The organism is Pantoea sp. Cy-640, assembly GCF_011752635.1.
GTDB classification, from domain to species: Bacteria; Pseudomonadota; Gammaproteobacteria; order Enterobacterales; family Enterobacteriaceae; genus Pantoea; species Pantoea dispersa.
In genome coordinates this window covers 51154-75493 of sequence record NZ_VWXB01000012.1, presented here as the reverse complement: position 1 = coordinate 75493, position 24340 = coordinate 51154, and the positions used below count along the sequence as shown (strand labels likewise).

Sequence of the window (24340 nt, the reverse complement as noted above, 5' to 3'; positions counted from 1 at the left end):
CTTCCCCCTGATAACAATGTTTTTACCTCCTATGGCTTTTTCTCAGTTCGGCGACAAATTTACGCAACATTCCGGCATCTCTCGTCTGATGGAAGATATGGGCGAAGGGCTGCGCACGCCTGGCACGATCATGCTGGGCGGCGGTAATCCGGCGCAGATTCCGGCCATCAATGATTATTTCAGTCAGCTGCTGCTGCAGATGCATCAGGACGGCAAGCTGAACGAAGCGCTGTGCAACTACGACGGCCCGCGCGGCAAAGCGCTGCTGCTGGAGGCGCTGGCTACGCTACTGCGCGAGGAACTCGGCTGGCCGGTGACGCCACAAAATATCGCGCTCACCAACGGCAGCCAGAGCGCGTTCTTTTACCTGTTTAATCTGTTTGCCGGCCGCCGCGCCGACGGCAGCAAAAAGCGCGTGCTGTTCCCGCTGGCACCGGAATACCTCGGCTATGCCGATGCCGGGCTGGAGGAGGATCTGTTCATCTCCGCCAAACCCAATATTGAACTGCTGCCGGAAGGCCAGTTCAAATACCACGTCGATTTCGACCATCTGCCGCTGAATGATGAGACTGGCCTGATTTGCGTGTCGCGTCCGACCAATCCAACCGGCAACGTCATCACCGACCACGAACTGCTGCAGCTGGATGCGCTGGCACAGCAGCACGGCGTCCCGCTGCTGATCGATAACGCCTACGGCGTGCCGTTCCCCGGCATCATCTTCAGTGAGGCACGTCCGCTGTGGAATCCCAACACCATTCTGTGCATGAGCCTGTCGAAGCTGGGCCTGCCGGGCGCACGTTGCGGGATTATCGTTGCCGATGAGAGCACAATCAGTGCTATTGGTAACATGAATGGCATTATCAGCCTGGCGCCAGGCAGCATCGGTCCGGCGATAGCTACCGAGATGATTGTGCGTGGCGATCTGCTGCGCCTGTCGCAGGAAGTGATTAAACCGTTTTATCAGGCCAAGGTTAGCGAAACTATCGCGATTATTCGCCGCTATATCAGCGAAGATCGCTGCCTGATCCACAAACCGGAAGGCGCTATCTTCCTGTGGCTGTGGTTCCGCGACCTGCCAATCAGCACCGAAGCGCTGTATCAGCGCCTGAAAGCGCGCGGCGTGCTGATGGTGCCGGGCCACTTCTTCTTCCCGGGGCTGGAACAGGCCTGGCCGCACACCCATCAGTGCATGCGCATGAATTACGTACCGGACAGCGACAAGATTGAGCGTGCGGTACAGATTCTGGCGGAAGAGCTGGATAACGCCTGGAACGCTTAATCCGCGCTTAACGACAGCTGGCACCACTGCGCCAGCTGCTGAATCGCCTGTTCGACTTCGGCATTCCAGCCAAAACCGGCGTTGAGCCGGAAGCAGTGATCGTAGCGGTGATCGGTGGCGAAGATGTGCCCAGGCGCGATGCCGATGCCCGCGTTGCGCGCCTTGAGAAACAGCGCGCGCACGTTCAGCGCCTGTTGCGGCATCTCCACCCACAGCACGTAACCGCCCTCCGGATCCGACACGCGCGTGCCCGCCGGGAAGTAGCGCAGCACCGCCTGGCGCATATGGTGGATCTGATTTTTCAGCTCGCGCCGCAGCTTGCGCAGGTGCGCATCGTAACCGCCGCTGCGCAGCAGTTCGGCAATCGCCGCCTGCGACAGCACCGACGTGCCCATGCTGGTGGTGTACTTCAGCGAGGCGATTTTGCGCATGTACTTGGTGCTGTGCACCCAGCCAATACGGATGCCGGGCGCCACAGTTTTGGAGAAGCCGCTGCACAGGATGGCATTGGGGCTGAAGGCGCGCATCGGAAACGGCCGGCGCTCGCCGAAAGCCGTATCGCCAAAGATATCGTCCTCAATGATCACCACATCATTCTCATCGGCCTGGCGCGCGATATACGCTTTGTGCTCGTTGGGAATGCTTTTGCCCAGCGGATTATTGATGTTGTTGATGGTGAGATAGGCCTGCACCGCTTTACGCCGGAACAGCCCGGTGAGTTTCGCGACGTTAACGTAACCCTCCGGCCCGGCTTCCACTTCAATGACGCGCAGGTTGAGGTTGTGCAACATCTGTAGCAGCACGAAGTAGCATGGCGACTCTACCGCCACGATATCGCCTGGCCGCGTGGTGGCGCGCAGCGCCAGCGAAATCGCCTCAATGCAGCCGTTAGTGACCAGGATGTCATCAGCGCTGATATTGCAGCCATAATCCACCGCGCGCCGGGCAATTTCCGCCTTCAGCGGCGCATAGCCGGTGCCTTTCACCGTATTACCGAGCAGCGCCGGTTTGCTGTAACCCATCTGCCGCATCAGCAGACCAATTTTTTTCACCGGATAGAGCGAGATGTCGCCGTTGGCCAGATCGAGCCGCACGCGGCAGTCCGATCCCAGCATCGCCAGGTGCAGTTCGGTTTGCTCATCCAGCGGCGCCACTTCGCGCGGCTGCTCGCTGAATACCGCCGGCACTTTTTTCTCTGTGGGACGCGGTGCGACAAAAAAGCCGGACTTCGGCCGTGCCACCGCGTAGTGCTCATCCTCCAGCGTGCGTAATGTTTTCAGCGCAGTGGTCATGCTGACGCGATACTGCGTCGCCAGCGTGCGCACCGACGGCAAACGGCTGTCGGGCGGCAGCGATCCGCTGTGAATGGCCTGTTTTATCTGCTCAGCGATCTGACGGTAACGACTGCTCTGACTCTCCTGTTCCTGCGTTTCACCCGCCATCTGTTCCACCCCATATCGTGCTGATCTGTGCGTATTCATCAGATTACATTCAAAGTACTTTAGGCTGCATCTGTTAATTCAGCTTCACGCAGCACCTTCGTGGCCCGTTTTCCAGCCCGTTGTCGCCCGCACGGCAGCGGCGATTTTATTAGCCAAAGGATGAAGTGAAAAATGAATAATCTGTCCGCGATGATGAGTGAAATTGAAGAATACCTGACGCCCGCGATTCTCGATTCCGCCCAGCACTGTGCTCAGCGACTGCTCGCCGCCCTGCCTGATCCCGACCATCCCGAACGTAACCGCGTACTGCTGGCCTATGGCGGCGGCAAAGACAGCAGCTATATGGTGGCCTACGTACGTTACATTCAGGGGTTAATCTGGCAACAGCGCAACAGCACTTTCCAGCTGCGCATCAGCACTAACCGCCATGCCGCCATGAACGACAGCGTGATGGAAAACATCGACCGCGTCTATCGTGCGCTGCGTATCCATGACGACGCGTTCACCGAGTGCCTGGTGACCGACGGGCTGCAGATTCGACCCTTCGATCGCCATTTGCCGATGCCGCAGAGCGTGCGTCAGCAGAACCGCGACGATGTGCTGATGAATGGTCACCGCTTCCGTGCCGACGCGCGCTCCACCTTCTGCAACGCCTGCAACCTGAGTATGGTGAATTCGTTTGGCCTGGCGGCGCATTACGATGGCGGCGTCGATGTGATCATCACCGGCGATTCGCCGCAGGAACAGACCGCTTACCTTGCGTGGGCGCGCCACCTGTCAAAACTGTTTGATGCGCCGATGGCCGATAAGTCGCGCGGCTTCAGCGGCTTTCTGCACACGCTGGACGGCGTGGCGGCGCGTTACTTCGCCGACATTTACGGCGCTGACCAGGTCACGCCGGCACATCGCATTACCTGGCAGCTGACGCGCGACCCGCTGTTCTTCAACATCTATCAGGACACCGCTTATGAGGCTGGCGCGCACTGGGCGCTGCTGACCGAATTCATGCATTTCCGCTTCGACGAGCTGATGTTCAGCTTCTCCGAGTCGGACTGCGGCAACCCGACGTTAATGGCACATATTCGCGGTCTGCGTGCGGAGACGCTGTTGCAGCGCAGCTACGCCGAAGGCATTCGCGAATATGTGCGCTTTGCGCTCGGCCTGATGGTGCAGAAGGACTTTCCGCCGCAGCTGATTGATGAGATGGCCGCGCGCTATCAGGACGATGCCGCGATTGCCCGTGCACGCCAGCGCGCCGCGCAGTTCGCACTCGACGCTTTCGGCCTCAGTGAAACCCAGCTGGTATGCATGATCTATTCACCGTTTATCGCCGCCGGCCAGCAGCTGAAAGCCTGGCTGCTGCAGCTGCCGGCCGCGCCGGAAGAAGCCGCGGTGCGCGCCTTGCTGAGCGGAGAGAGCGAAGATGTGGCGCTGGCGCAGCAGCTCACGCAGCTGTCTGGCCTCAGCGTGGCGCAGATGCGGCACTGCTGGCGCAGCGCGGCGGTGAGTTCGCTGCTGGACGGCGCGCGCGGCGATGCGCTGTCGCGCGTGTTGCGTTTCGACCCGCACAAAGCGGTGATTCAGGTTAACAACGGTGCGTTACAGGACATCGTTACTGAAGTGATTTCCGGGCGTTAACCCGGTAAGGCGACGCGATGAGAAAGATTTTTCTGCAGATTGGCGCCACGCGCGACGGGCAAAATCCCTACTGCGCGGTGGCAAAACGCGAAGGCTATTTTACCGTACTGGCCGAAATGGGGGATTTTGTCGACTATCAATCGCTCAGCATCGCCCTGCCGTTCGATCTGATTGTGCGTCTCGATCGCCCGGAAAACCCGTGGGATGTCCTCAATGCCTGTCTGCACGCCGGTCTGCTGGAGCATCCACAGGTGGTGCTGGCCGGTTTTGAGGCCTACAACGCCAGCGCTGGCCGGGTGCGTGAACTGCTGGCTGGCCCGGATGCCGGTCCGGGCTTTATCCCGCCGGATAAATACGCACAGCGCATGGCGCTGCGCAAAGCCTGGCCGCGTTTTCCGCAGCCGGAGTTTCGCTTCTTTGCCTCACCGCTCAGCATTGGCGATGCGCGGGATGCGCTGCTTTATCCCTGCGTGATTAAACCGGTCGACGGCGGCGGCGGGCTGGGCATCTGGCTGGTGGAAGAGGCCAGCCAGCTGGATGCGGTGATTGCCCGGCTGCTCGACACCATGAACTATGGCGGACGCGGCTTTACCGGCTTTATCGTCGAAAGCTGGCTGGCCGGCGACGAATATTCGCTGCAGGGCGTGGTAGAGAATGGACACGCGGTGGCGCTGACCTGCTGCCAGAAGGTGATTGAGCAGCATACCGAGGCCGACGGCTGTATCAGCTTTTACGAATCCGGCCATGTGGCGATGGCGGCGCAGCAGCTGCCCGCCGCCTTCACCAGCCTGATGAGCTTCTGCTGTGAAACCTTCGGCTACCGGCGCGGCGCTTTCCACATTGATTTCATTATGGTGAACGGCGAACCGCACTTTCTCGAAATGGGCTTTCGCCTGTCCGGCATGGGCGTGGTGAACCTGGTGGAAGAGGTCACCGGCATCAACTGGGCCGAGGTGGCCTTTCAGGTTGAAGCCGGACGCGGCCTGCCTGAACTGCACTTCGCTTCACCGTCACAGGCCGTCGGCCGGCTGCGGTTGCGCCAGCGGCTGCAGTATGACGCCGCCGAGCGCTGGATTGCCGACCACCAGCGCGGCCAGCTGTTACCGCCGCTCAACTTACCGGCGCTGGAGGTCTCGCCGCGCTCATCGCTGTACGCCGATCTGACGCGCCACGCCGGGATTCTCGCTACGCTGCGTCTGCCTGCCGCCAGCCGCGACGAAATTCTGGCGGTGTTTCACGCCCTTCTTGCTGTTCCCGCTTTGACCTCACGGAGAGATTTACTATGTGCAGAATGATTCTGGCACACGGCCAGTTTGACGCCGCTGCGGTACTGGACGCCGCACGCGCCATGAGCTGCGGTGAAACCGCCGCGCACGATGGCCCGATTAAACAACATCCCAACGGCTGGGGCTGTCTGTGGCTGGAGCACGGTCAAATCCGTACGCTGCATGGCAGCGGCACCTTTGCCGAAGCACTGCCAGGCATTGACGTCACGCGCATGCAGCACAGCCGCTTTCTGGCGGTGCACGTGCGTCACGCCACGCTCAGCAAAAACCAGGGCATTGCGTTCTCCCATCCGCTGCGGCGCACCAGCGGCACCACCCAGTGGTACATGATGCACAACGGCTTTTTGCCGACCGTCTATGCGCAGCTGGGCATGGCGCAGTCGCGCTTTGATTCCGCTGAATATCTGGAATATATCGTTGACCGCGTCACGCCCGCCGATTTCACCCGCGACTATCTGCGCGAAAAAATGGCCCGGGTGGCGCCAGGTGGCAGCGCGGCGAACGCCATTTTCGTCACCCGCGAGAAGGCCTGGGCATGGCAATGGCATCCTGATGACACGCCTTATCCCGACTATTTCACCCTGCATCGTTGTCAGCAGAACAACAGCACCTTTATCTCCTCTGAACCTGTTTCAACACTGGGCACGGCGTCAGCATGGCACCGTATGAGCAACCATGAACTTCATGAAATTCCTTTTGGAGAGTGAACCCATGGCCATTTTCAATCAGATTCGCGTCATTAACCCCAACATGTTCGTCGAAAGCACCTGGCTGGATGACATCGTCACCGCGCGCGTGCCGCTGCTGGTGCTGCGCAATTTCCTCACGCCAGAGGTGCGCACCGCGGTGGTGGCTGATCTGCAGCAGTGCCGCGAGCAGGTACGGGTTTCTCACTATCCAAATGGCGCGCTGACCACGCTCGGCCCGTATCTGGCGAAGCACACCGCCGCGCCGGAAAACTATTTCACCGAACTGCGCGACATCCAGCCGGCGCTGCCGGCCTCGCTGCACGCCCTGCGCGCGCAGATTTACCACTGGGTGCAGCATGCGCTGCGCCTTGAGAGTCTGCAAACCGCCACCGAACCGGCACTGGGTGATTACGCCGGCTCGATTGTGCGTTTCCACGCTGACGGCGTCGCTAATCCGCTGCATAACGACAATATCGTGCGCGATGCCGCTGGCAGCGGTCTGGCGGTGACGCACATTCTGCATCAGCTGAGCTGCGTCGTGTGCCTGCAGGAGTGCAACGCCGGTGGCGCGCTGCGCATCTTCAATAAGAAATGGCAGTCGGAAGACGAGCGCTTTAAAACGCCCGGCGAGCTGGGCTACCAGAGCGGCGTCATCGCCGGCAGCGAGACCTGCGAGTTCGCGCCGCGCAGTGGCGATATCTATCTGTTTAATCCCGCGTTTTATCATGAAATCGATCGCGTTGAAGGCGACACGCGCATCACCATGGGCTTTTTCTTTGGCCTGACCGACAAAAAAATGAAGCACGCCATTGCCTGGAGTTAATCCCGGCCTTAGACGAGGAAGACAGTATGACAACCTATGACAAAGTGATCGCGCTGCTGGATGCGCAGCAGGCCCGCTACCGCGTGGTGGAGCATGAGGCCATCGGCCAGACCGAGGTGATCAGCGCCATCCGCGGAAACGATCTCCAGCAGGCGGCCAAAGCTATGGTGCTGGAAGTCACTATGCCGGACGGTGCCGCGCCGCGCTATCTGCTGGCGATCGTACCCGGCGACTGCAAAATCAACTTCAAACACGCCGCGCGTGCCATTGGCGGTAAGAAGTCGACGTTTGCCACCCCTGAGCAGGCACAAGCGCTGACGCAGTGTGTGATGGGCGCGGTGCCGCCGTTTAGTTTTGATGACCGACTGGCGCTGCGCGTGGATGCGCGGCTGCGTGATGTCGGGACGCTGTGGTTTAACGCCGGTGCGCTGGACCGCTCGGTAGCTTTGGATGTGGATGATTATTTTCGACTGATCGGCGACGACTGCGGTGCAGAGATCGCCACACCGGTGACGGCAACCGCCTGATTGCCGCGCTGAGGAATGCGTATGTCCGTGAAAGATATGTTGTTAGCCCTGTGCGTCGTGGTGGCGTGGGGCGTAAATTTTGTGGTGATTAAGCTGGGTTTGCAGGGCATGCCGCCCTTTTTGCTGGCGGGACTGCGGTTTACGCTGGTGGCGTTTCCGGCGATCTTTTTCGTGCGTCGTCCGGCAATTCCGCTGCGCTGGCTGGTGGTGTATGGCATGACCATCAGCTTTGGTCAGTTCGCGTTTCTGTTCCTCGCCATCAAGCTTGGCATGCCAGCCGGGCTGGCTTCGCTGGTGCTGCAGGCGCAGGCATTTTTCACCCTGCTGCTCGGCGCGCTGCTGCTGGCCGAGAAGCTGCGCTGGAACCACATCGCCGGCATTCTGGTCGCCACGCTCGGCATGTTTATGCTGGCAACCGCCGGTATGGAGGGCCAGACAACCGCGGGCATCACGCTGACCACCATGATGCTGACGCTGGCGGCGGCGCTGTCGTGGGGGCTGGGCAATATCACTAACAAGATTATCCTGCGCAACCGCAAGGTGCCGGTGATGTCGCTGGTGGTATGGAGCGCGCTGGTGCCGATTGCGCCGTTCTTTGCCTGTTCGTGGTGGTTCGAGGGCGAATCCGCCATTGTCACCAGCCTGCTGGATATTTCGCTGCAGACGGTGCTGGCGCTGCTCTATCTGGCGTTTTTCGCCACCATCATTGGCTACGCCATCTGGGGCAATCTGCTCAGCCGCTACGAAACCTGGCGCGTGGCGCCGCTGTCGCTGCTGGTGCCGGTGGTCGGTATTCTCAGCGCCGCGCTGATCCTCGGTGAAACTCTGTCGGCGCAGGAGATTCTCGGCGCGTCGGTGATCATTCTCGGGCTGCTGGTGAATGTGTTCGGCGGTATGGTGAGCCAGCGCCTGCTGGTACGTACCTGATGATGCAGCCATAAAAAAACGCCGCGTTGCAGCGGCGTTTTTCTTTACTTCGTTAGCCTTATTTCAGGATTTCAATCCGGCGTGGTTTCGCCTCTTCCGGGACGATGCGTTCCAGATCGATACTCAGCAGGCCCAGTTCGAGACGCGCATCGCGCACCACGATGTGATCGGCCAGCTGGAATTTGCGTTCGAAGTTACGTTCTGCGATGCCCTGGTACAGGTATTTACGTTCCTGCTGCTCTTCAGGGTGGGCGCCGCGTACCACCAGCATGTTGTCATGGGCGGTGATATCCAGTTCGCTCTGCGCAAAGCCGGCGACGGCAATGGTGATGCGATAGTGGTTTTCGTCTACCAGCTCGACGTTGTACGGAGGGTAGCCGCCGTTAGCCTGGTTTTGGTTGGACTCAAGCAGGTTAAACAGACGATCGAAACCAATAGCAGAACGATAAAGCGGAGAGAGATCAAAGTTACGCATAATAAGACTCCTGATAATCAGCAAGTTTTGGCAACCTTCCACCATGGACAGGTTGTCCGGCCCGTCGGTGTCCCTGTCGGCGACCGCGTCGTGACCGTAGCTTAAAGATGGGTGCGCTCAGGTCGCTTTCAAGGGGCAATGCGCTTTTTTTTGCAGCAATTCTGACGATATGGCATACACTCAGGGGACGCTTCGCCTGACGGGAAGGACATAACCACAGAGTTATGCGGATGTCAGGTGACACACTCCAGCCAGGGCCATGCCATGACTGTAGGGATGATGATGATGAAAATGATGAAACGCTTTCCGCTCACCGGCCTGCTGGTCTGCTGCGCCTGTGCCACATCGGGCTGCTCCAGCGTGATGTCGCATACCGGTGCCAGCCAGGGTTACTACCCCGGCACGCGCGCCAGCGCAGAGATGCTGACCGATGACAATACCAGCTGGGCGATTAAACCGCTGGCGCTGATCGATCTGCCCTTCTCGGCGGTGATGGATACGCTGCTGCTGCCGTGGGATTACTTCCGCGCCGACGACGATAAAACCAAAGATTCGCCGCGCGAACGCGTGCTGCAGAGCGAGAAGATGGCTGGCACCCAAGCCAGCCTGGCCACCGCGGCGGCTATGCCGGCGGAATCGCACTGACGCAGAACAGCTGTCGCCAGCCGTCAACCTCGCGCATGTAGGCGATCTGCTTCCCGTCCGGCGACCACACCACCGCGTCGCCGCCCGGCGGTTGTGCGCTGCGCGCGGTAAGACACGTACACTGTCCGCTGGCTAGCTCACAACGCATCACGCTGTTATCACAGATAAAGGCGATGGCTGCGCCGTCCGGCTGCCAGCTGAAAGCAGACTGAATGCTGCTGCGCAGTGAGGTGATCTGACGCGCCGCGCCACCGTTGGGTGAGACTGTCCACAGCTGCACAATGCCCTGCTCGTCAGCCTGCAAAAAGGCGATCGCGCTGCCATCCGGCGCAGCACGCAACCAGTGGCGCGGCTGCAGCGCCAGCCCTTTACTGTACGTGATCCGCCGCTGCTGCACGCCAGCCGGCGGTGCCGGCAGTTGCTCTGCCGTGCCCTGCAGCGGCGCATTGCCGGCTCTGGCATAGTCCGCCAGCGCCTCAGGCAGATCGACCACAAACACTTCCGGCACTTTTTCACCACTGGCATTGCGCGTATCGCCGATAAAGGCGATGGCCCAGCGCTGCCAGCTGCCGTCCGCTTTCTGATAGCCACGCTCACCGATCCAGCACTCTTCATAAGCGCGGTCAATCTGATCGCTGCCCGGTTGTGGATCGCGCCGGGTGTGACTCACCAGCACGCAGTAGTGGCTGCCGTCATATTCGCGCGGATGCTGCTTCGGCGGGCACACCGGATGCAGCGGCACCGCCACGCCGACGTTGCGCAGGTCGTCACGCACATCGCGCTCATGCATCACGTGATCGTTATAGGTAAAGCTCAGCCGCGAGCCATCCGGACTGAACACATGCACGTGCGAGCCACCACGCAGCGCACCCGGCGTGTAGGGCGCGGTGATATCGCAGGCGTCGAGGTTCTCTGCGATGCCCTGCTGAACAATCACGCCGCGTCGGTGATGAAAGTCATAGTGCCACTGCGCATCGGGATGCTCCGGCCCATGAATACAGACATAGCGCGGCGGCAGATCCGGACTCACGGTCACCACGCCGACGTGCGCGCCATCGCGCGCCTGATACAGCACCTCGACCGCGCCGCTGTGCACGTTGACGCGCTCAATGGTCAGGCTGGTAAACGCGGCGCCGGACGGCCGCACATCAAATGCCAGCCACTGGCTGTCGGCGGTCCAGACGTTGATATTGGTCAGCTGATGATGGCGCTGAGTAAAGGTGAGTTGTTTTTCTGACATGGGGCAACCTCAGATGTAACCGTTGCCGGACAAATTACGTGATGCCGTTCAGTTAAGCAAAAGCTGAGCAGCTAATGCGGGTGCGCAGGCATGCGCACCCGGAAGCTTAGCCCACGCGCTGCACATCCCCCACCAGCAGGATGTAAGAGAGCGCGCCAATCAGCGCAACGGCGGAGATGTACACCAGCGCGGGCGCAAAGCCGTAATCCTGCGCCAGATACCCCACCACCAGCGGTACTGTGATGCCACCGAGGCCGCCGATAAAGTTAAACATGCCGCCGGTCAGGCCGATCAGGCGTACCGGCGCCAGCGACGAGACCAGCGACCAGGTGATGGACGCGAACCCGTTGCCGAAAAAGGCCAGCGCCATCAGCACCATAATCCACAGCGGATCGTTGGTGTAGTTTGCGCCCATAATGCAGGTGGAGATCAGCAGGCCGCAGATGATCGGCGTCTTGCGGGCAAAGCCGAGCGAGCGGCCGCTGCGCACCAGACGATCGGCCACCATCCCGGAGAGGATCACGCCAACAAAGGCGGCGAGAAACGGCACGGTAGTCATAAAGCCGGCCGTCAGCGCGGCGATATGTTTCTCCTGCGTCAGGTAGTTGGGGAACCAGGTGAGGAAAAACCACAGCGTTGAGGTCACTGCAAACTGGCCGAGATACACGCCGCACAGCTTGCGATGAAACACCAGTTTCCAGTCGGCCGCGGTGAGTTTAACGCGTGCTTTTTTCTCGCCGGGCGCATCGCCGTCGACCATCGCGCCACCGGCACGAATGTAATCCAGCTCGGCCTGATTGATGCCTTTGCTCTGGCTCGGCGCCTGGTAAACCTTCATCCACACCAGCGACCAGATAATGCCAATCCCGCCGGTGATGATAAACACCCAGTGCCAGCTCAGCAGTTCCTGAATCCAGATCAGCAACGGCGTGAGAAACGCCAGGCCGACAAACTGACCGGAGGTGTAAAAACCGACGGCCGAAGCGCGCTCCTGTTCCGGGAACCAGCTGGTAACTAGGCGGTTATTGGTCGGGAAAGCCGGCGCTTCAAAAATACCGGTAATGGCGCGCAGACCTATCAGCGATAATAAGCCGCTGGCGAATCCCTGTAATAACGTCGCCACCGACCAGCCGAGAATAGCAATAAAATAGGTCAGGCGTGAACCTACACGATCGAGAAACCAGCCGCCGGGAATCTGGCACAGCGTATATAACCAGGCAAAAGCAGAAAAGACATACCCCATTTCTGCTTTGCTGATGCCGAACTCCTGCTGAATATGCGCCGAGGCCACGGCTAAATTAGCGCGATCAACATAACAAATCACCACCGTAATAAAAATCATCAGCAGCGTAATATAACGGCGACGCGTAGGTTTCGCCTGAACAGCAGAGAGATCCATGGTGTTTCTCCGTCAGATGTCAGCTGGCGGACGTGCCGAAACACGCCGCAGCCAACGCAGGGTAAGGTTATCGAAGATAAAAGCCGCAGCAGCGGTAAACTGGCAGCGCGGTGAAAACAGGTTGAGCGCTGCCTTGTGCCTTATATATCCCGCACATGGTTTAAATAGTCAGATGTTTAATCGCCTGATAATCGGTGCTGTTATAAAGCGGTAAACGCAGCGACCGGGCGCAATACTACGGACATTACCACTCGGCTACCGATCCATCCGGAAAGCGCCATAATGGGTTGCGCCAGTCTGGCGCATTTTTACTGCGCGCAATCACCAGCTCTTCATTAATTTCCACACCGAGGCCGGGTTTATTTAACGGATAGAAATGGCCGTCATCCATTTTAAAATCATCTTTATTGATCACGTAATCGAGCAGTTCAGCGCCCTGATTATAGTGAATGCCCATGCTCTGCTCCTGGAACACCGCGTTACGCGACACGAAGTCGACATGCAGACAGGCAGCCAGCGCAATCGGCCCCAGCGGACAGTGCGGCGCCAGCGCCACGTCGTAAGACTCGGCCATCGCCGCGATTTTGTAGCATTCGGTGATGCCGCCGGCGTGCGACAGATCCGGCTGCAGAATCGCCAGCCCACCGGCTTCCAGCACGCGCTTGAACTCGAAGCGGGAGAACATGCGTTCGCCTGCGGCAATCGGCAGATGTGTCTGCGCCGCCAGGCGCGGATAGTATTCTGCCTGCTCGGCCAGCACCGGTTCTTCAATAAACAGCGGACGATACGGCTCCAGCTCTTTGATCAGCACTTTGGCCATCGGCGCGCTGACGCGACCGTGGAAATCGAGGCCAAACTCAATATCACTGCCAAAGGCTTCGCGGATCTGCGCTACGGTGTTAACAGCGGCATCGACCTGACGAGAATTGTCGATGATGCCCATCTCTTCACAGCCGTTGAGTTTGAAGGTGTCAAAGCCGATACCACGTAATTTCTTAATGCCATCAATCACTTCAGCCGGACGATCGCCGCCTACCCAGCTGTATGCTTTGATGCTGTCACGCACCAGACCGCCCAGCAGCTGATACACCGGCACGCCCAGCGCTTTGCCTTTAATATCCCACAGCGCCTGATCGATACCGGCAATGGCGCTCATTAAAATCGGGCCGCCGCGATAAAAACCGCCGCGATACATCACCTGCCACAGATCGTTAATCCGCGCCGGATCCTGCCCAATCAGATATTCCGACAGCTCATGCACCGCCGCTTCGACGCTGCGCGCGCGCCCTTCAATCACCGGCTCGCCCCAGCCGATGATGCCTTCATCGGTTTCGATTTTCAGGAACATCCAGCGCGGCGGCAGGCGATAAGTGGTCAGTTTCGTAATTTTCATCGTACAGCGTCCTTATAGGCAGCAATAAATGCGCGGGCCTTCTCCACGGTGCGCGACAGCGGCTGACCGGCGCGATAGAGATCGCTGCCCAGGCCAGCCCCGACGCAACCGGCGGCGATAAATTCATGCAGGTTTTCCGGCGTAACGCCACCCACGGCAAAGACCGGCACCTCCGGCGGCAGCACCGCTTTCAGCGCTTTGATGTAACCCGGACCAAACGCCGACGACGGGAAAATTTTCAGCGCCTGCGCCCCAGCCTGCAGCGCGGTAAAGGCTTCGCTGGCGGTGGCACAGCCTGCGGCAACCAGCATGCCGTGTGCCACGGCCTGGCGAATCACCGCAGCATCGGTATTGGGCGTCACCACCAGCTTGCTGTTGAGCGCCGCCAGCTGATCGACCTGCGTCGCCTGCAGCACGGTGCCGGCTCCGATCAGCGCTTTATCGCCGAAGGTTTGCACCATCGCGCCGATACTTTTCGCCCACTCTGGCGAGTTGAGCGGAATTTCAATCGCATCGAAACCGGCGTCGATTAACGCCGCGACGTGCGCTTCAGCTTCATCCGGCGTGATGCCACGCAGAATGGCGATCAGCGGAAGTTTAGTGGGCCAGGACATGCGCAATACTCCTTATTCCGTGCTGGAAAGCGCGATCGCCCTCCAGCGTGACTGAATCTGTTCCGATAAAGGCCAGCGCCTGCTGATAACGCTGTGCCAGCGCGCTGCCGGCGATAATGACAATCGGCTGGCGGCTATGCGTTAACTGCTGCGTCATCTGCGCCACTTCATGGCCGATTAACAGGCCAGAGAGAAAATCACTGATATGGCGACGATCGCGCGCGCCGAGCACGTGGGCGGCACGCACTTCAAACAGGCGCGCCAGAATTGAGCGGTCGTGGCTACCAATCTGCAAACCGTCCCGGAACGCGTCCGGACTGGCTTCCTGCGCGGGTAAACCGGCGCCAATCAGCGACTGCTTCAGCAGTAAATGGTGCAGCTCGCCAGTCATCACGGTGCGAAAATCGATGACGCGATCCTGTTCCATCTGCACCCACTTAGCGTGCGTGCCCGGCATGACATACAGCGGCGCGGGCTGCAGCGTGACCGCGCCGAGCAGTTGGGTTTCTTCACCGCGCATTACGTTGTAGTTGTCGTCACGTTCGACGCTCAGTCCCGGCACAATCCACGCTTTTCCCTCCACGCAGGTCAGGCGATCGCTTAATGCATTGAGCGCCACCGGACAGGCGAGATAAGGCACTGCCAGCCAGCCAGCGTTGCTGCCCACCATACCGGCCATGATCACCGGGACTTCGGCCACCGGCCAGCCGTCGGTAATGGTGGCAAACACCTGAGCAGGCGTGCGGTCGCCGAGGCGCGTCACGCCCGCTTCCGAACGGCGCTCATCGACGCATTCACCGGCGCGGTAATACCAGGCGCGCAGGTTGGTAGAGCCCCAGTCAATAGCGATATAACCGGTCACAAAATCTCCTTGAGTCGGGCGGTTGAGCTGGCAATCATCGCCTTCGCCGCCTGTTCCGCCGCATCGCCATCCTGGTGGCGAATGGCATCGAACAGCGCTTTATGTTCGGCTAACGTGCGCGGCATGTTGCCGGAGTCCGCCATGTAGGTTTGCGCAAACACCGCTTTTTGCAACTGACTGATGGCCACATTGAGTTGCTGCAGCACCGGGTTATGCACCGAGGCCATCACCGCTTCGTGATAGCGGATATCTGCGTCGTTAAAGGCATCACGGTTGAGGTGGTTGGCCACCATATCTTTGTAGGCCAGCTCAATCGCCGCCAGATCGGTCGACGTTGCCCGCTCGGCCGACCAGCGCGCAATCTGCGGCTCCACCAGCACGCGTACCTCGTTCATGGCCGCAATCAGGCGCGGATCGTGATCGTGCGCCAGCGCCCACTGCAGTACATCGCTGTCGAGATAGTTCCACTGGTTACGTGAGGTGACAAACGCGCCGCGATAGCGCTTCATCTCCATCAGGCGTTTAGCCATCAGGGAGCGATACACTTCGCGGATAATGTTGCGCGAGGTTGAAAATCGCTCGCACAGCTCCGCTTCCGCCGGCAGCGCGGCGCCCGGCACATATTTTCCGGCAACAATCTCTTCACCCAGCGTCTGGATGATGCGCTCTGTTTTACTCAGTGGTTCCTGCGTCATCGTGTTCGATTCCATGAAAGGCGTGAGAAATCAGATTACTGCTTTCGTAGTGCAAAGCCCAATCCCTGACGCATCCTGTAGCGGCGATTGTAGTACCATATGTATTGTTTGTACTACAATATGGATCACAAAACAGACAACCCATTGGCGCACTGGCAGTAAAAAATTCAGCAGAGAAGTGACGGGCAGCAGAACGCCGCCCGCATCAGATGAGGGTTACAGCACTAGCTCTTCTATGGCGTGCGCGACACCATCTTCCATATTGGTCTTGGTCACGAACTGCGCAATCTGCTTCACGGAATCAATCGCATTGCCCATTGCCACGCCGGTGCCGGCGTATTCAATCATCGCCAGATCGTTTTCCTGATCGCCAATCGCCATCACTTCTGACGGCTGCAGGCCGAGTTTCTCCGCCAGCATTTTTACGCCGTAGCCTTTGTTGACCAGCGGATTTAGGATTTCGAGATAGTAAGGTGCACTTTTCAGAATGGTATAACTGTCGCGGGCGCGCGCCGGTAAAGCGGCGATGGCTTTATCCAGCAGCTCCGGTTTGTCGATCATCATCAGTTTCGGGAAACGCGTCGCCGGGTCCATTTCTTCTACGGCGCGATAGCGTACCGGAATGCCGGTCAGGCTGGCTTCGTGAATGGTGTATTCACTGATGTCTTTATTTGGCGTGTAGAGGAAGGATTTGTCGAACGCCTGAAAATGTACCCCAAGGTCGCGCGCCAGCTGTTCCAGGTAGAGATAGTCATCAAAGCCAAGCGTCTTCTCGGCCACCACCTCACCGCTGTCCGCGCTGTGCGCCAGTGCGCCGTTGTTGCTGATGCAATACTGCCCCGGCTGGCGCAGATCCAGTTCCATCAGGTAGCGCTCCACACCAACAAACGGGCGTCCGGTGGCCAGTACGATCGACACACCTTTATCCCGCGCCCGGCCAATCGCCGCTTTGACGCCCGCCGTGATTTCGTGCTGCGGATTCAGCAGCGTGCCGTCCATATCGATCGCAATCAGTTTTATCGCCATAACGTCCTCGGTTAATTCAGGGTCTGGCTTTAATGCTAGCGCGATTCAGCTCACATTGACCAGTTAATCGGCAGATAACGCCTGTCATGCTTTGTGCAGCATTATCCAGTTTGAGCATTTGGTGTTTTACTTCTGCTGACTCGCTTGATCATATAAGTGATTGCTTATAAATTGCTATAAGCAATCACTTATATGGAGATTGCGCTATGTGGGAAATCATTTTTACCGACACCTTCCGGGAATGGTTGCGGGCACAGGATAACAAACTGAAAAAACGCATCGCTGCGGCCCTGTTAAACCTGCAGCATTATGGCCCGTTGCTGCCACGGCCCTATGCCGATACGGTTAACGGATCACGCTTCCACAACATGAAAGAACTGAGAATACAGTACGCTGGTCAGCCAATTCGGGCGCTATACGCATTCGACACGCAACGCAAAGCGGTCATTTTGTGTGCTGGCAATAAATCCGGAGACAAACAATTTTATGCGCGGATGATATGCCTTGCAGATCAATTGTTCACGGCTTACCTCAATAACGCAGAGGAAAATCATTCATGAACGACTTACAAAAATTTATCGAGAGTGAGTTTACTGAAGCTGAGCAAGCTGACATTCAGCTGATGGCAGATGAGCTGATTCTCGAAACCGGCCTGCAACTGCTGCGGGAAGAGTTAGCGTTATCGCAGAGAACCGTTGCGGAAGCGATGGGCGTTAAGCAGCCGCGTATCACGCAAATTGAGCAGGGCGGCGCCGATCAGCGTCTGATTACCATTAAGCGCTACATTGAAGCGATGGGCGGCAAGCTAAGCCTGCTGATTGAAATGCCGGACGGCTCGGGTGGAAAAATTCTGCGCGTTTAATAAAACAAAAAACCCTTCCCGTTTGGGAAGGGTTTTGCGATATCAGATATCGATGTTGGCGGCTTTCAGCGCGTTCTCTTCGATGAAGGCGCGGCGCGGTTCAACCGCATCGCCCATCAGCGTGGTAAATAGCTGGTCGGCGGCGATGGCGTCTTTGATGGTGACGCGCAGCATGCGGCGGCTGTCCGGATCCATGGTGGTTTCCCACAGCTGATCCGGGTTCATCTCGCCCAGACCTTTATAGCGCTGTACTGACAGACCGCGGCGCGACTCTTTCACCAGCCAGTCAATCGCCTGCTCGAAGCTGGCAACCGGCTGACGGCGCTCGCCGCGCTCGATGTAGGCATCCTCTTCAATCAGACCACGCAGGTGCGCGCCGAGTGCACAGATTTTACGGTATTCCGCGCCGTCAATGAACTCGCTGTCCAGCGGGTAATCGGTATCTACGCCGTGAGTACGCACGCGCAGTACCGGCTCAAAGCGCTGCTGTTCGCGGTTTTCCCGCACCTGTGCCACATAGCTGCTGCCATGCGCTTCGCGCTCGTTCAGGTAAGCCACCAGGCTCTCCAGCCATGCGGTCACTGCCGTCTGATCGCTGAGATCGCTCAGGGTTGGATGATAAACCAGCGCGCGCAGCAGCGCAGACGGGAAGCGGCGCTCCATACGCTTGATCATCTTCTGGGTGCTGTTGTATTCCGCCACCAGGCTTTCCAGCGGCTCGCCGCCCAACGCCGGTGCGCTGGCGTTGGTGTGCAGCGTTGCGCCGTCCAGCGCGATGGCAATCTGATACTGATCCATCGCGTCGTCATCTTTAATGTACTGCTCCTGCTTGCCCTTCTTCACCTTGTACAGCGGTGGCTGCGCGATGTAGACGTGGCCACGCTCGATGATTTCCGGCATCTGACGATAGAAGAAGGTCAGCAGCAGCGTACGGATGTGCGAACCATCGACGTCCGCATCGGTCATGATGATGATGCTGTGATAGCGCAACTTGTCCGGGTTGTACTCATCGCGGCCGATACCGCAGCCCAGTGCGGTGATCAGCGTGGCGACTTCCTGTGAAGAGAGCATTTTGTCGAAACGCGCTTTCTCCACGTTAAGGATTTTACCTTTCAGCGGCAGAATCGCCTGGTTCTTACGGTTACGTCCCTGCTTGGCGGAACCGCCTGCAGAGTCACCCTCCACCAGGTAGATTTCAGACAGCGCCGGATCGCGCTCCTGACAGTCTGCCAGCTTGCCCGGCAGGCCCGCCAGGTCCAGCGCGCCTTTACGGCGGGTCATTTCACGTGCACGACGTGCGGCTTCACGCGCACGCGCGGCATCGATAATTTTACCGACCACGATTTTGGCGTCAGACGGATTTTCCAGCAGGTATTCGCTCAGCAGTTCGTTCATCTGCTGTTCCACCGCCGATTTCACCTCGGAAGAGACCAGCTTGTCTTTGGTCTGAGAGGAGAATTTCGGATCCGGCACCTTCACCGAAACCACTGCCACCAGCCCTTCACGCGCGTCGTCACCGGTAGCGCTGACTTTGGCTTTTTTGCTGTAACCTTCTTTATCCATGTAGGCGTTGAGCGTACGCGTCATCGCCGCGCGGAAACCGGCAAGGTGCGTTCCGCCGTCGCGCTGCGGAATATTGTTGGTGAAGCAGTAGATGTTTTCCTGGAAACCGTCGTTCCACTGCAGCGCAACTTCGACGCCGATACCGTCTTTTTCGGTGGAGAAGTAGAACACATTCGGGTGAATCGGGTTCTTGTTGCGGTTGAGATATTCAACGAACGCTTTGATACCACCTTCATAGTGGTAATGGTCGTTTTTATCGTCGCGCTTGTCTTCCAGGCGAATCGACACGCCGGAGTTAAGGAATGACAGCTCGCGCAGACGCTTCGCCAGGATTTCATATTCAAAATCGGTGACGTTGGTGAACGTATCGTGGCTCGGCCAGAAACGCACGCGCGTACCGGTGGCGTCGGTATCACCGGTCACCGCCAGCGGCGCCTGCGGCACACCGTGCACGTAGGTTTGCTGATGCACTTTGCCGTCGCGACGAATGGTCAGTTCCAGCTTCTGCGACAGGGCGTTCACCACCGATACGCCGACGCCGTGCAGACCACCGGAAACTTTATAAGAGTTGTCATCAAACTTACCGCCGGCATGCAGTACGGTCATGATCACTTCGGCAGCAGAGACGCCCTCTTCCGGGTGGATACCGGTCGGAATACCACGACCGTCATCCTGTACGGAGACAGAGTTGTCGGCATGGATGGTGACCACGATATCACTACAGTGGCCGGCGAGCGCTTCGTCGATGGCGTTATCCACGACCTCGAATACCATGTGATGCAGACCGGTGCCGTCATCCGTATCGCCGATGTACATACCCGGGCGTTTGCGTACCGCATCAAGCCCTTTCAGGACTTTGATACTTGAGGAGTCATAAGAATTCGACATCAACGTTTCTCGCTCATTTAATCTTCAGGTTGAACCGCTATTTTACCCTGTTCCACGCGGAACATCTTGCCCTTTTCGTCACTCATATCGATTACATGCTCGACACCAATGGCGCTGACAAACACCTGAGCCTGCGTGGCTTTCAGGCGTTCCGCCAGCAGGCGACGACGGGTGTCATCCAGCTCGGAGGCGAAGTCGTCAATCAGGTATAAACAGCGACGTCCGCTGCTGCGCGTCAGGTACTCGCCCTGCGCTAACCGCAACGCACACATCAGCAGCTTTAACTGACCGCGTGAGAGTAAATCTTCCACCGGCGTGCCTTCAGCACGAATCCGAAAATCGGCTTTGTGCGGACCGCTGGCGGTGTAGGTGAGCGCACGATCGCGCTCGAAGTTGCGCTCCAGCAGCTCGCCGAAGTCGCTCTCTTTGTCCCAGCCGCGCTGGAAGGAGAAGCTCAGCGCAAACTCCGGTAAAAACTGGCTGCAGGTGGCGGTGATTTCGCTGGCAATGGCTGCGCTGTATTCAGCGCGCCAGGCGCTGATCTGTTCTGCCAGCGGCACCAGCTCCTGATCCCATGGCCGGATCTGGCTGTAGCGCGCGACCTGGCGCAGCGCCGCGTTGCGCTGTTTCAGCAGGCGACGCAAATTGCTCCAGGCCAGAAAGAAACCGGGATAAGCATGAAAGCAGCCCCAGTCGATGTAGGCTCTACGGTATTTGGGGCCGCCGTTGAGCAAAGTAAACCCCTCTGGCGTAATCAGCTGCATCGGCAGCAGCTGCGCCAGCTCGGCGACTTTGTGGCCGTCGCTACCGTCGATGCGGACTTTGCTGTCGCCGGCGCGGTTTTTACTCAGGCCGACCGCCAGCTCGCGCTCGCTGCCTTCAATCCGCCCGTGCAACACAAACGCGTCCTGATCGTGACGAATTACGCGTCCGGCCTGCAAACTGCGGAATGCGCGGCCGTGGCCCAGCGTATAAATCGCCTCCAGCACGCTGGTTTTACCGCTGCCGTTGGCGCCCACAAGAAAATTAAAGCCCGGCGCCAGCGTGAGATCGGCCTGCTCGATATTACGAAAATCTTTAATCAGGAGGCGGGTTAAAGCCATGAACGAATCCAGCTGCGCATTAAGAAGTGGTGTTCACCTAACCCTGCAATCGAGGGCGTTAACGGCGAAGCTAGTTTGCGCACGGCCAGCGCACAGACCCTGGGAGCATACTGAAGTATGTGACCAGGGGCGAGCACTGCCCGGGTGCAAAATAGCGAGTAAGTTAGCCCGCCAGACGATCACAGGCGCATGGGCATCACGACGTAGGCCGCAGCCGGACTGGCTACGTCTTCAATCTGCACGCTGGAAACCGAATCCGTCAGCAGCAGACGCACGTTTTCGCACTTTAGCGCGTTCAGCACATCCAGCACGTAGCTGACGTTAAAACCAATCTCCAGCTCGGTGCCGCTGTACGACACGTCCAGCATCTCTTCCGCCTCTTCCTGCTCCGGGTTATTGGCGGTGATGCGCAGCTGATTTTCGGTGATATAGATGCGAACGCCGCGGAACTTCTCGTTCGACAGGATCGCCGCGCGGGCAAAAGCCTGTTTCAGCAGATCGCAGCCCGCTTCCAGCGCTTTGTCAGGATTCTTCGGCAACACGCGGCGATAATCCGGGAAACGGCCATCAACCAGCTTCGACGTAAAGATAAAATCGCCGACGTGCGCGCGAATGTTGCTGCTGCCGATCTGCACCTGCAACGGCGTTTCACCGCCGTCCAGCAGACGAACCAGCTCAATCACACCTTTACGCGGTACGATCACCGAATGGTTCGGCAGCGCCTGGCCGACAGGCATCGAACAGACCGCCAGGCGATGGCCGTCAGTGGCAACGGTGCGCAGCTCTTCGCCTTCGGTCTCAAACAGCATGCCGTTGAGATAGTAACGCACATCCTGATGCGCCATGGAGAACTGCGTGGCTTCAATCAGGCGTTTGAGCGTGGCCTGCGGCAACGTGAATTCCACTTCGCTCTGCCAGTCGTCGAGATTCGGGAAGTCGCTGGCTGGCAGCGTCGACAGCGAAAAGCGGCTGCGGCCGGAGCGCACCAGCATGCGGTCACCTTCCAGCGTCAGACTGATCTCTGCGCCTTCAGGCAGACCACGGCAAATATCGAGAAACTTACGCGCCGGGACGGTGGTCGCGCCCGGTTCGTGCGGCTGGGTCAGCGCCACGCGCGCCACCATCTCCATCTCAAGATCGGTACCGGTCAGCAGCAGCGTGCCTTCATTCACCTGCAGCAGTAAATTTCCGAGGATCGGCAGCGTCGGGCGTCCGCCAAGCGGGCCACTCACCTGTTGCAGCGGCTTCAGCAACTGCTCACGTTCAACAATAAATTTCATATGCGTCAGGAAGATAATGTTCGAATGAGGTTAGAGAAATCTTCTTTGATGTCGTGGCTCTCTTCACGCAACTGCTCAATTTTACGGCAGGCATGAAGCACGGTGGTATGGTCACGGCCACCAAACGCATCGCCAATTTCCGGCAGGCTGTGGTTGGTGAGCTCTTTGGCCATCGCCATCGCCATTTGACGCGGACGCGCCACCGAGCGGGAACGGCGCTTCGACAGCAAATCCGCCACTTTAATTTTGTAGTACTCAGCCACCGTCTTCTGGATGTTGTCGATGGTTACCAGCTTTTCCTGCAGTGCCAGCAGGTCGCGCAGCGCTTCGCGCACAAAATCGATGGTGATGGCACGCCCGGTAAAGTTGGCATTGGCAATCACGCGATTCAGTGCCCCTTCCAGCTCACGCACGTTAGAGCGCAGACGCTTGGCAATAAAGAAGGCCACTTCGCCCGGCAGACGGATATCGTTTTCGTCCGCCTTTTTCATCAGGATCGCGACACGCGTCTCCAGCTCAGGCGGCTCGATCGCCACGGTTAATCCCCAGCCAAAGCGTGATTTCAGACGATCTTCCACCCCGTTGATCTCTTTCGGGTAACGATCCGAGGTCAGGATGATCTGCTGATTACCTTCCAGCAGCGCGTTGAAGGTGTGGAAAAACTCTTCCTGCGAGCGCTCTTTATTGGCAAAGAACTGAATATCATCGATCAGCAGCGCGTCCACCGAACGGTAGTAGCGCTTAAACTCCTCGATGGCGTTGTTCTGCAGCGCTTTCACCATATCCTGCACGAAGCGTTCAGAGTGCATATAAACCACTTTGGCATTCGGCTTGCGCGCGATGATGCCGTTGCCCACTGCGTGCAGCAGGTGCGTTTTGCCGAGGCCAGTGCCGCCATACAGGAACAGCGGGTTGTAAGCGCCGCCAGGATTATCCGCCACCTGACGTGCCGCCGCGCGCGCCAGCTGGTTGGACTTACCCTCAACGAAGTTGTCGAAGTTGTGGCGGTTATTCACGTTCGAGCGGTAGGTCACATCAGCCGGTGCCGGAACCGAATCCCAGCTCGGGCGCAGCGGCTGTGCCGGTGCCGGACGATTCTCAGCCGGTGCGGGCGCGCTGACGCTGCTGGCCATGGCGGGTTGCGTAGCAGCCACCGGCGCAACCGAGCGCGTGCCGACCTCAAAACGCAGCAGCGGCACGTTCGCACCGCAGAATTCATTCAGCAGCCCATTGATACTATTGAGATATTTATCCCGAACCCAGTCGAGTACAAACCGATTTGGTGCATACAAGGCCAGCGTATTGTCGTTCAATTCAGCCTGCAGCGGACGAATCCACATGCTGAATTCGGTGGCAGGAAGCTCATCCTGCAAACGGGCAAGACACTGTTGCCAAAGCGTAAGTGACACGGCGGACTCCACTCGTACAAAATCGATAAGAATTTCAGGCGCTAATAATAGAAACTGTCTTTTTTGACACAGGCGGTCAGAAAGCGCCTGCGACCGCTATCCGCGGTAGTCATCCCCGGCGATCGCAAGGAGGATCGTCAGCGGAAGGGCGGATCATAGCGCAAAGCGCCTCAGAGATCTTCCCTTTCTACACAGTTTTGATCCATTTTATCCACAGGGTGTCCAGGCATGCATCAGTTTACGCCGTCTGCGGAAAAAGCGAGCGGGGATCAGGC

The 24340-nt window shown here is 58.5% G+C and carries 23 protein-coding genes; 10 read left to right on the top strand and 13 right to left on the bottom strand.

The features are described 5' to 3' along the window. The first annotated feature begins 31 nt into the window (after positions 1 to 31). The gene (locus tag F3J36_RS22405; protein ID WP_127833464.1) at positions 32 to 1279 is read left to right on the top strand and encodes a valine--pyruvate transaminase; all 1248 of its coding nucleotides are present in this window, start codon (positions 32 to 34) and stop codon (positions 1277 to 1279) included. Here F3J36_RS22405 and F3J36_RS22400 read toward each other — a convergent pair. After that, positions 1276 to 2721, bottom strand: coding sequence for a PLP-dependent aminotransferase family protein (locus tag F3J36_RS22400; protein WP_058775612.1), 1446 nt, complete (start codon positions 2719 to 2721; stop codon positions 1276 to 1278). The genes F3J36_RS22405 and F3J36_RS22400 overlap by 4 nt on opposite strands. 171 nt (positions 2722 to 2892) lie before the next feature. Here F3J36_RS22400 and F3J36_RS22395 point away from each other — a divergent pair, with 171 nt between their 5' ends. The 6 genes from F3J36_RS22395 to F3J36_RS22370 are packed head-to-tail and all read left to right on the top strand — an operon-like array spanning position 2893 to position 8611. Further along, positions 2893 to 4359: a hypothetical protein gene (locus tag F3J36_RS22395; RefSeq protein ID WP_088516165.1), complete on the top strand. Its 1467-nt coding sequence runs from the start codon at positions 2893 to 2895 to the stop codon at positions 4357 to 4359. Between the two features lie 17 nt (positions 4360 to 4376). Next, positions 4377 to 5654, top strand: coding sequence for an acetyl-CoA carboxylase biotin carboxylase subunit family protein (locus F3J36_RS22390; protein WP_058758188.1), 1278 nt, complete (start codon positions 4377 to 4379; stop codon positions 5652 to 5654). Continuing rightward, a complete protein-coding gene (locus tag F3J36_RS22385) occupies positions 5642 to 6352 on the top strand; it encodes a class II glutamine amidotransferase (protein WP_058781871.1) in 711 nt (236 codons plus the stop codon). Before F3J36_RS22390 ends, F3J36_RS22385 begins: the two co-directional genes overlap by 13 nt. A 4-nt stretch (positions 6353 to 6356) precedes the next feature. Beyond that, the gene (locus F3J36_RS22380) at positions 6357 to 7157 is read left to right on the top strand and encodes a hypothetical protein (RefSeq protein ID WP_166720650.1); all 801 of its coding nucleotides are present in this window, start codon (positions 6357 to 6359) and stop codon (positions 7155 to 7157) included. A 26-nt stretch (positions 7158 to 7183) separates the two neighbouring features. After that, positions 7184 to 7684, top strand: a complete 501-nt coding sequence (locus tag F3J36_RS22375; protein ID WP_058775617.1) for a YbaK/EbsC family protein — start codon at positions 7184 to 7186, stop codon at positions 7682 to 7684. 21 nt (positions 7685 to 7705) lie between these two features. Then, positions 7706 to 8611: an EamA family transporter gene (locus F3J36_RS22370; RefSeq protein ID WP_021506902.1), complete on the top strand. Its 906-nt coding sequence runs from the start codon at positions 7706 to 7708 to the stop codon at positions 8609 to 8611. 58 nt (positions 8612 to 8669) lie between these two features. On the opposite strand, the gene ibpA is transcribed toward F3J36_RS22370, so the two are convergent. Then, a complete protein-coding gene (gene ibpA, locus F3J36_RS22365) occupies positions 8670 to 9086 on the bottom strand; it encodes a small heat shock chaperone IbpA (RefSeq protein ID WP_010617843.1) in 417 nt (138 codons plus the stop codon). 285 nt (positions 9087 to 9371) lie between these two features. Between ibpA and F3J36_RS22360 the strand changes: the two genes are divergently transcribed. After that, positions 9372 to 9731, top strand: a complete 360-nt coding sequence (locus F3J36_RS22360; RefSeq protein WP_040679624.1) for a YceK/YidQ family lipoprotein — start codon at positions 9372 to 9374, stop codon at positions 9729 to 9731. Here F3J36_RS22360 and F3J36_RS22355 read toward each other — a convergent pair. The 7 genes from F3J36_RS22355 to yidA all read right to left on the bottom strand — a co-directional run bounded on the left by F3J36_RS22355 (position 9709) and on the right by yidA (position 16960). After that, the gene (locus F3J36_RS22355) at positions 9709 to 10971 is read right to left on the bottom strand and encodes a DUF3748 domain-containing protein (protein WP_166720626.1); all 1263 of its coding nucleotides are present in this window, start codon (positions 10969 to 10971) and stop codon (positions 9709 to 9711) included. The two genes, F3J36_RS22360 and F3J36_RS22355, sit on opposite strands and share 23 nt — an antisense overlap. A 106-nt stretch (positions 10972 to 11077) precedes the next feature. Further along, entirely contained in the window at positions 11078 to 12370 is a 1293-nt protein-coding gene (locus F3J36_RS22350; RefSeq protein WP_021506905.1) for an MFS transporter, read from the bottom strand. A gap of 244 nt (positions 12371 to 12614) precedes the next feature. Next, entirely contained in the window at positions 12615 to 13763 is a 1149-nt protein-coding gene (dgoD, locus tag F3J36_RS22345; RefSeq protein WP_021506906.1) for a galactonate dehydratase, read from the bottom strand. Next, positions 13760 to 14377: a 2-dehydro-3-deoxy-6-phosphogalactonate aldolase gene (locus F3J36_RS22340; RefSeq protein ID WP_021506907.1), complete on the bottom strand. Its 618-nt coding sequence runs from the start codon at positions 14375 to 14377 to the stop codon at positions 13760 to 13762. Before F3J36_RS22340 ends, dgoD begins: the two co-directional genes overlap by 4 nt. Then, positions 14361 to 15239 carry a 2-dehydro-3-deoxygalactonokinase gene (locus F3J36_RS22335; protein ID WP_166720625.1) on the bottom strand — a complete coding sequence of 293 codons (879 nt, stop codon included), beginning with the start codon at positions 15237 to 15239 and terminating at the stop codon, positions 14361 to 14363. The genes F3J36_RS22340 and F3J36_RS22335 overlap by 17 nt, the downstream gene beginning before the upstream one ends. Next, a complete protein-coding gene (locus tag F3J36_RS22330) occupies positions 15236 to 15934 on the bottom strand; it encodes a FadR/GntR family transcriptional regulator (protein ID WP_166720624.1) in 699 nt (232 codons plus the stop codon). The genes F3J36_RS22335 and F3J36_RS22330 overlap by 4 nt, the downstream gene beginning before the upstream one ends. A 216-nt stretch (positions 15935 to 16150) precedes the next feature. Next, positions 16151 to 16960, bottom strand: a complete 810-nt coding sequence (gene yidA, locus F3J36_RS22325) for a sugar-phosphatase (RefSeq protein WP_058758197.1) — start codon at positions 16958 to 16960, stop codon at positions 16151 to 16153. A gap of 206 nt (positions 16961 to 17166) precedes the next feature. On the opposite strand from yidA, the gene F3J36_RS22320 reads away from it, so the two are divergent. Together F3J36_RS22320 and F3J36_RS22315 are read left to right on the top strand one after the other, a co-directional pair. Beyond that, positions 17167 to 17520, top strand: a complete 354-nt coding sequence (locus tag F3J36_RS22320; protein ID WP_058758198.1) for a type II toxin-antitoxin system RelE/ParE family toxin — start codon at positions 17167 to 17169, stop codon at positions 17518 to 17520. Beyond that, positions 17517 to 17822, top strand: a complete 306-nt coding sequence (locus tag F3J36_RS22315) for a helix-turn-helix domain-containing protein (protein ID WP_166720623.1) — start codon at positions 17517 to 17519, stop codon at positions 17820 to 17822. Before F3J36_RS22320 ends, F3J36_RS22315 begins: the two co-directional genes overlap by 4 nt. A 42-nt stretch (positions 17823 to 17864) precedes the next feature. Here the strand turns inward: F3J36_RS22315 and gyrB are convergent, their stop codons facing one another. The 4 genes from gyrB to dnaA form a co-directional block, all read right to left on the bottom strand. Then, positions 17865 to 20273 (bottom strand): DNA topoisomerase (ATP-hydrolyzing) subunit B, encoded by a 2409-nt coding sequence (gyrB, locus tag F3J36_RS22310; RefSeq protein WP_058758200.1) that lies wholly within the window; start codon positions 20271 to 20273, stop codon positions 17865 to 17867. Between the two features lie 17 nt (positions 20274 to 20290). After that, on the bottom strand, positions 20291 to 21376 hold the full coding sequence (gene recF / locus F3J36_RS22305; protein ID WP_058758201.1) for a DNA replication/repair protein RecF: 1086 nt from the start codon (positions 21374 to 21376) through the stop codon (positions 20291 to 20293). A 179-nt stretch (positions 21377 to 21555) separates the two neighbouring features. Further along, a complete protein-coding gene (dnaN, locus tag F3J36_RS22300) occupies positions 21556 to 22656 on the bottom strand; it encodes a DNA polymerase III subunit beta (RefSeq protein ID WP_010617831.1) in 1101 nt (366 codons plus the stop codon). A 5-nt stretch (positions 22657 to 22661) separates the two neighbouring features. Further along, positions 22662 to 24065, bottom strand: a complete 1404-nt coding sequence (gene dnaA, locus F3J36_RS22295) for a chromosomal replication initiator protein DnaA (protein ID WP_166720622.1) — start codon at positions 24063 to 24065, stop codon at positions 22662 to 22664. Positions 24066 to 24340: the final 275 nt, after the last annotated feature.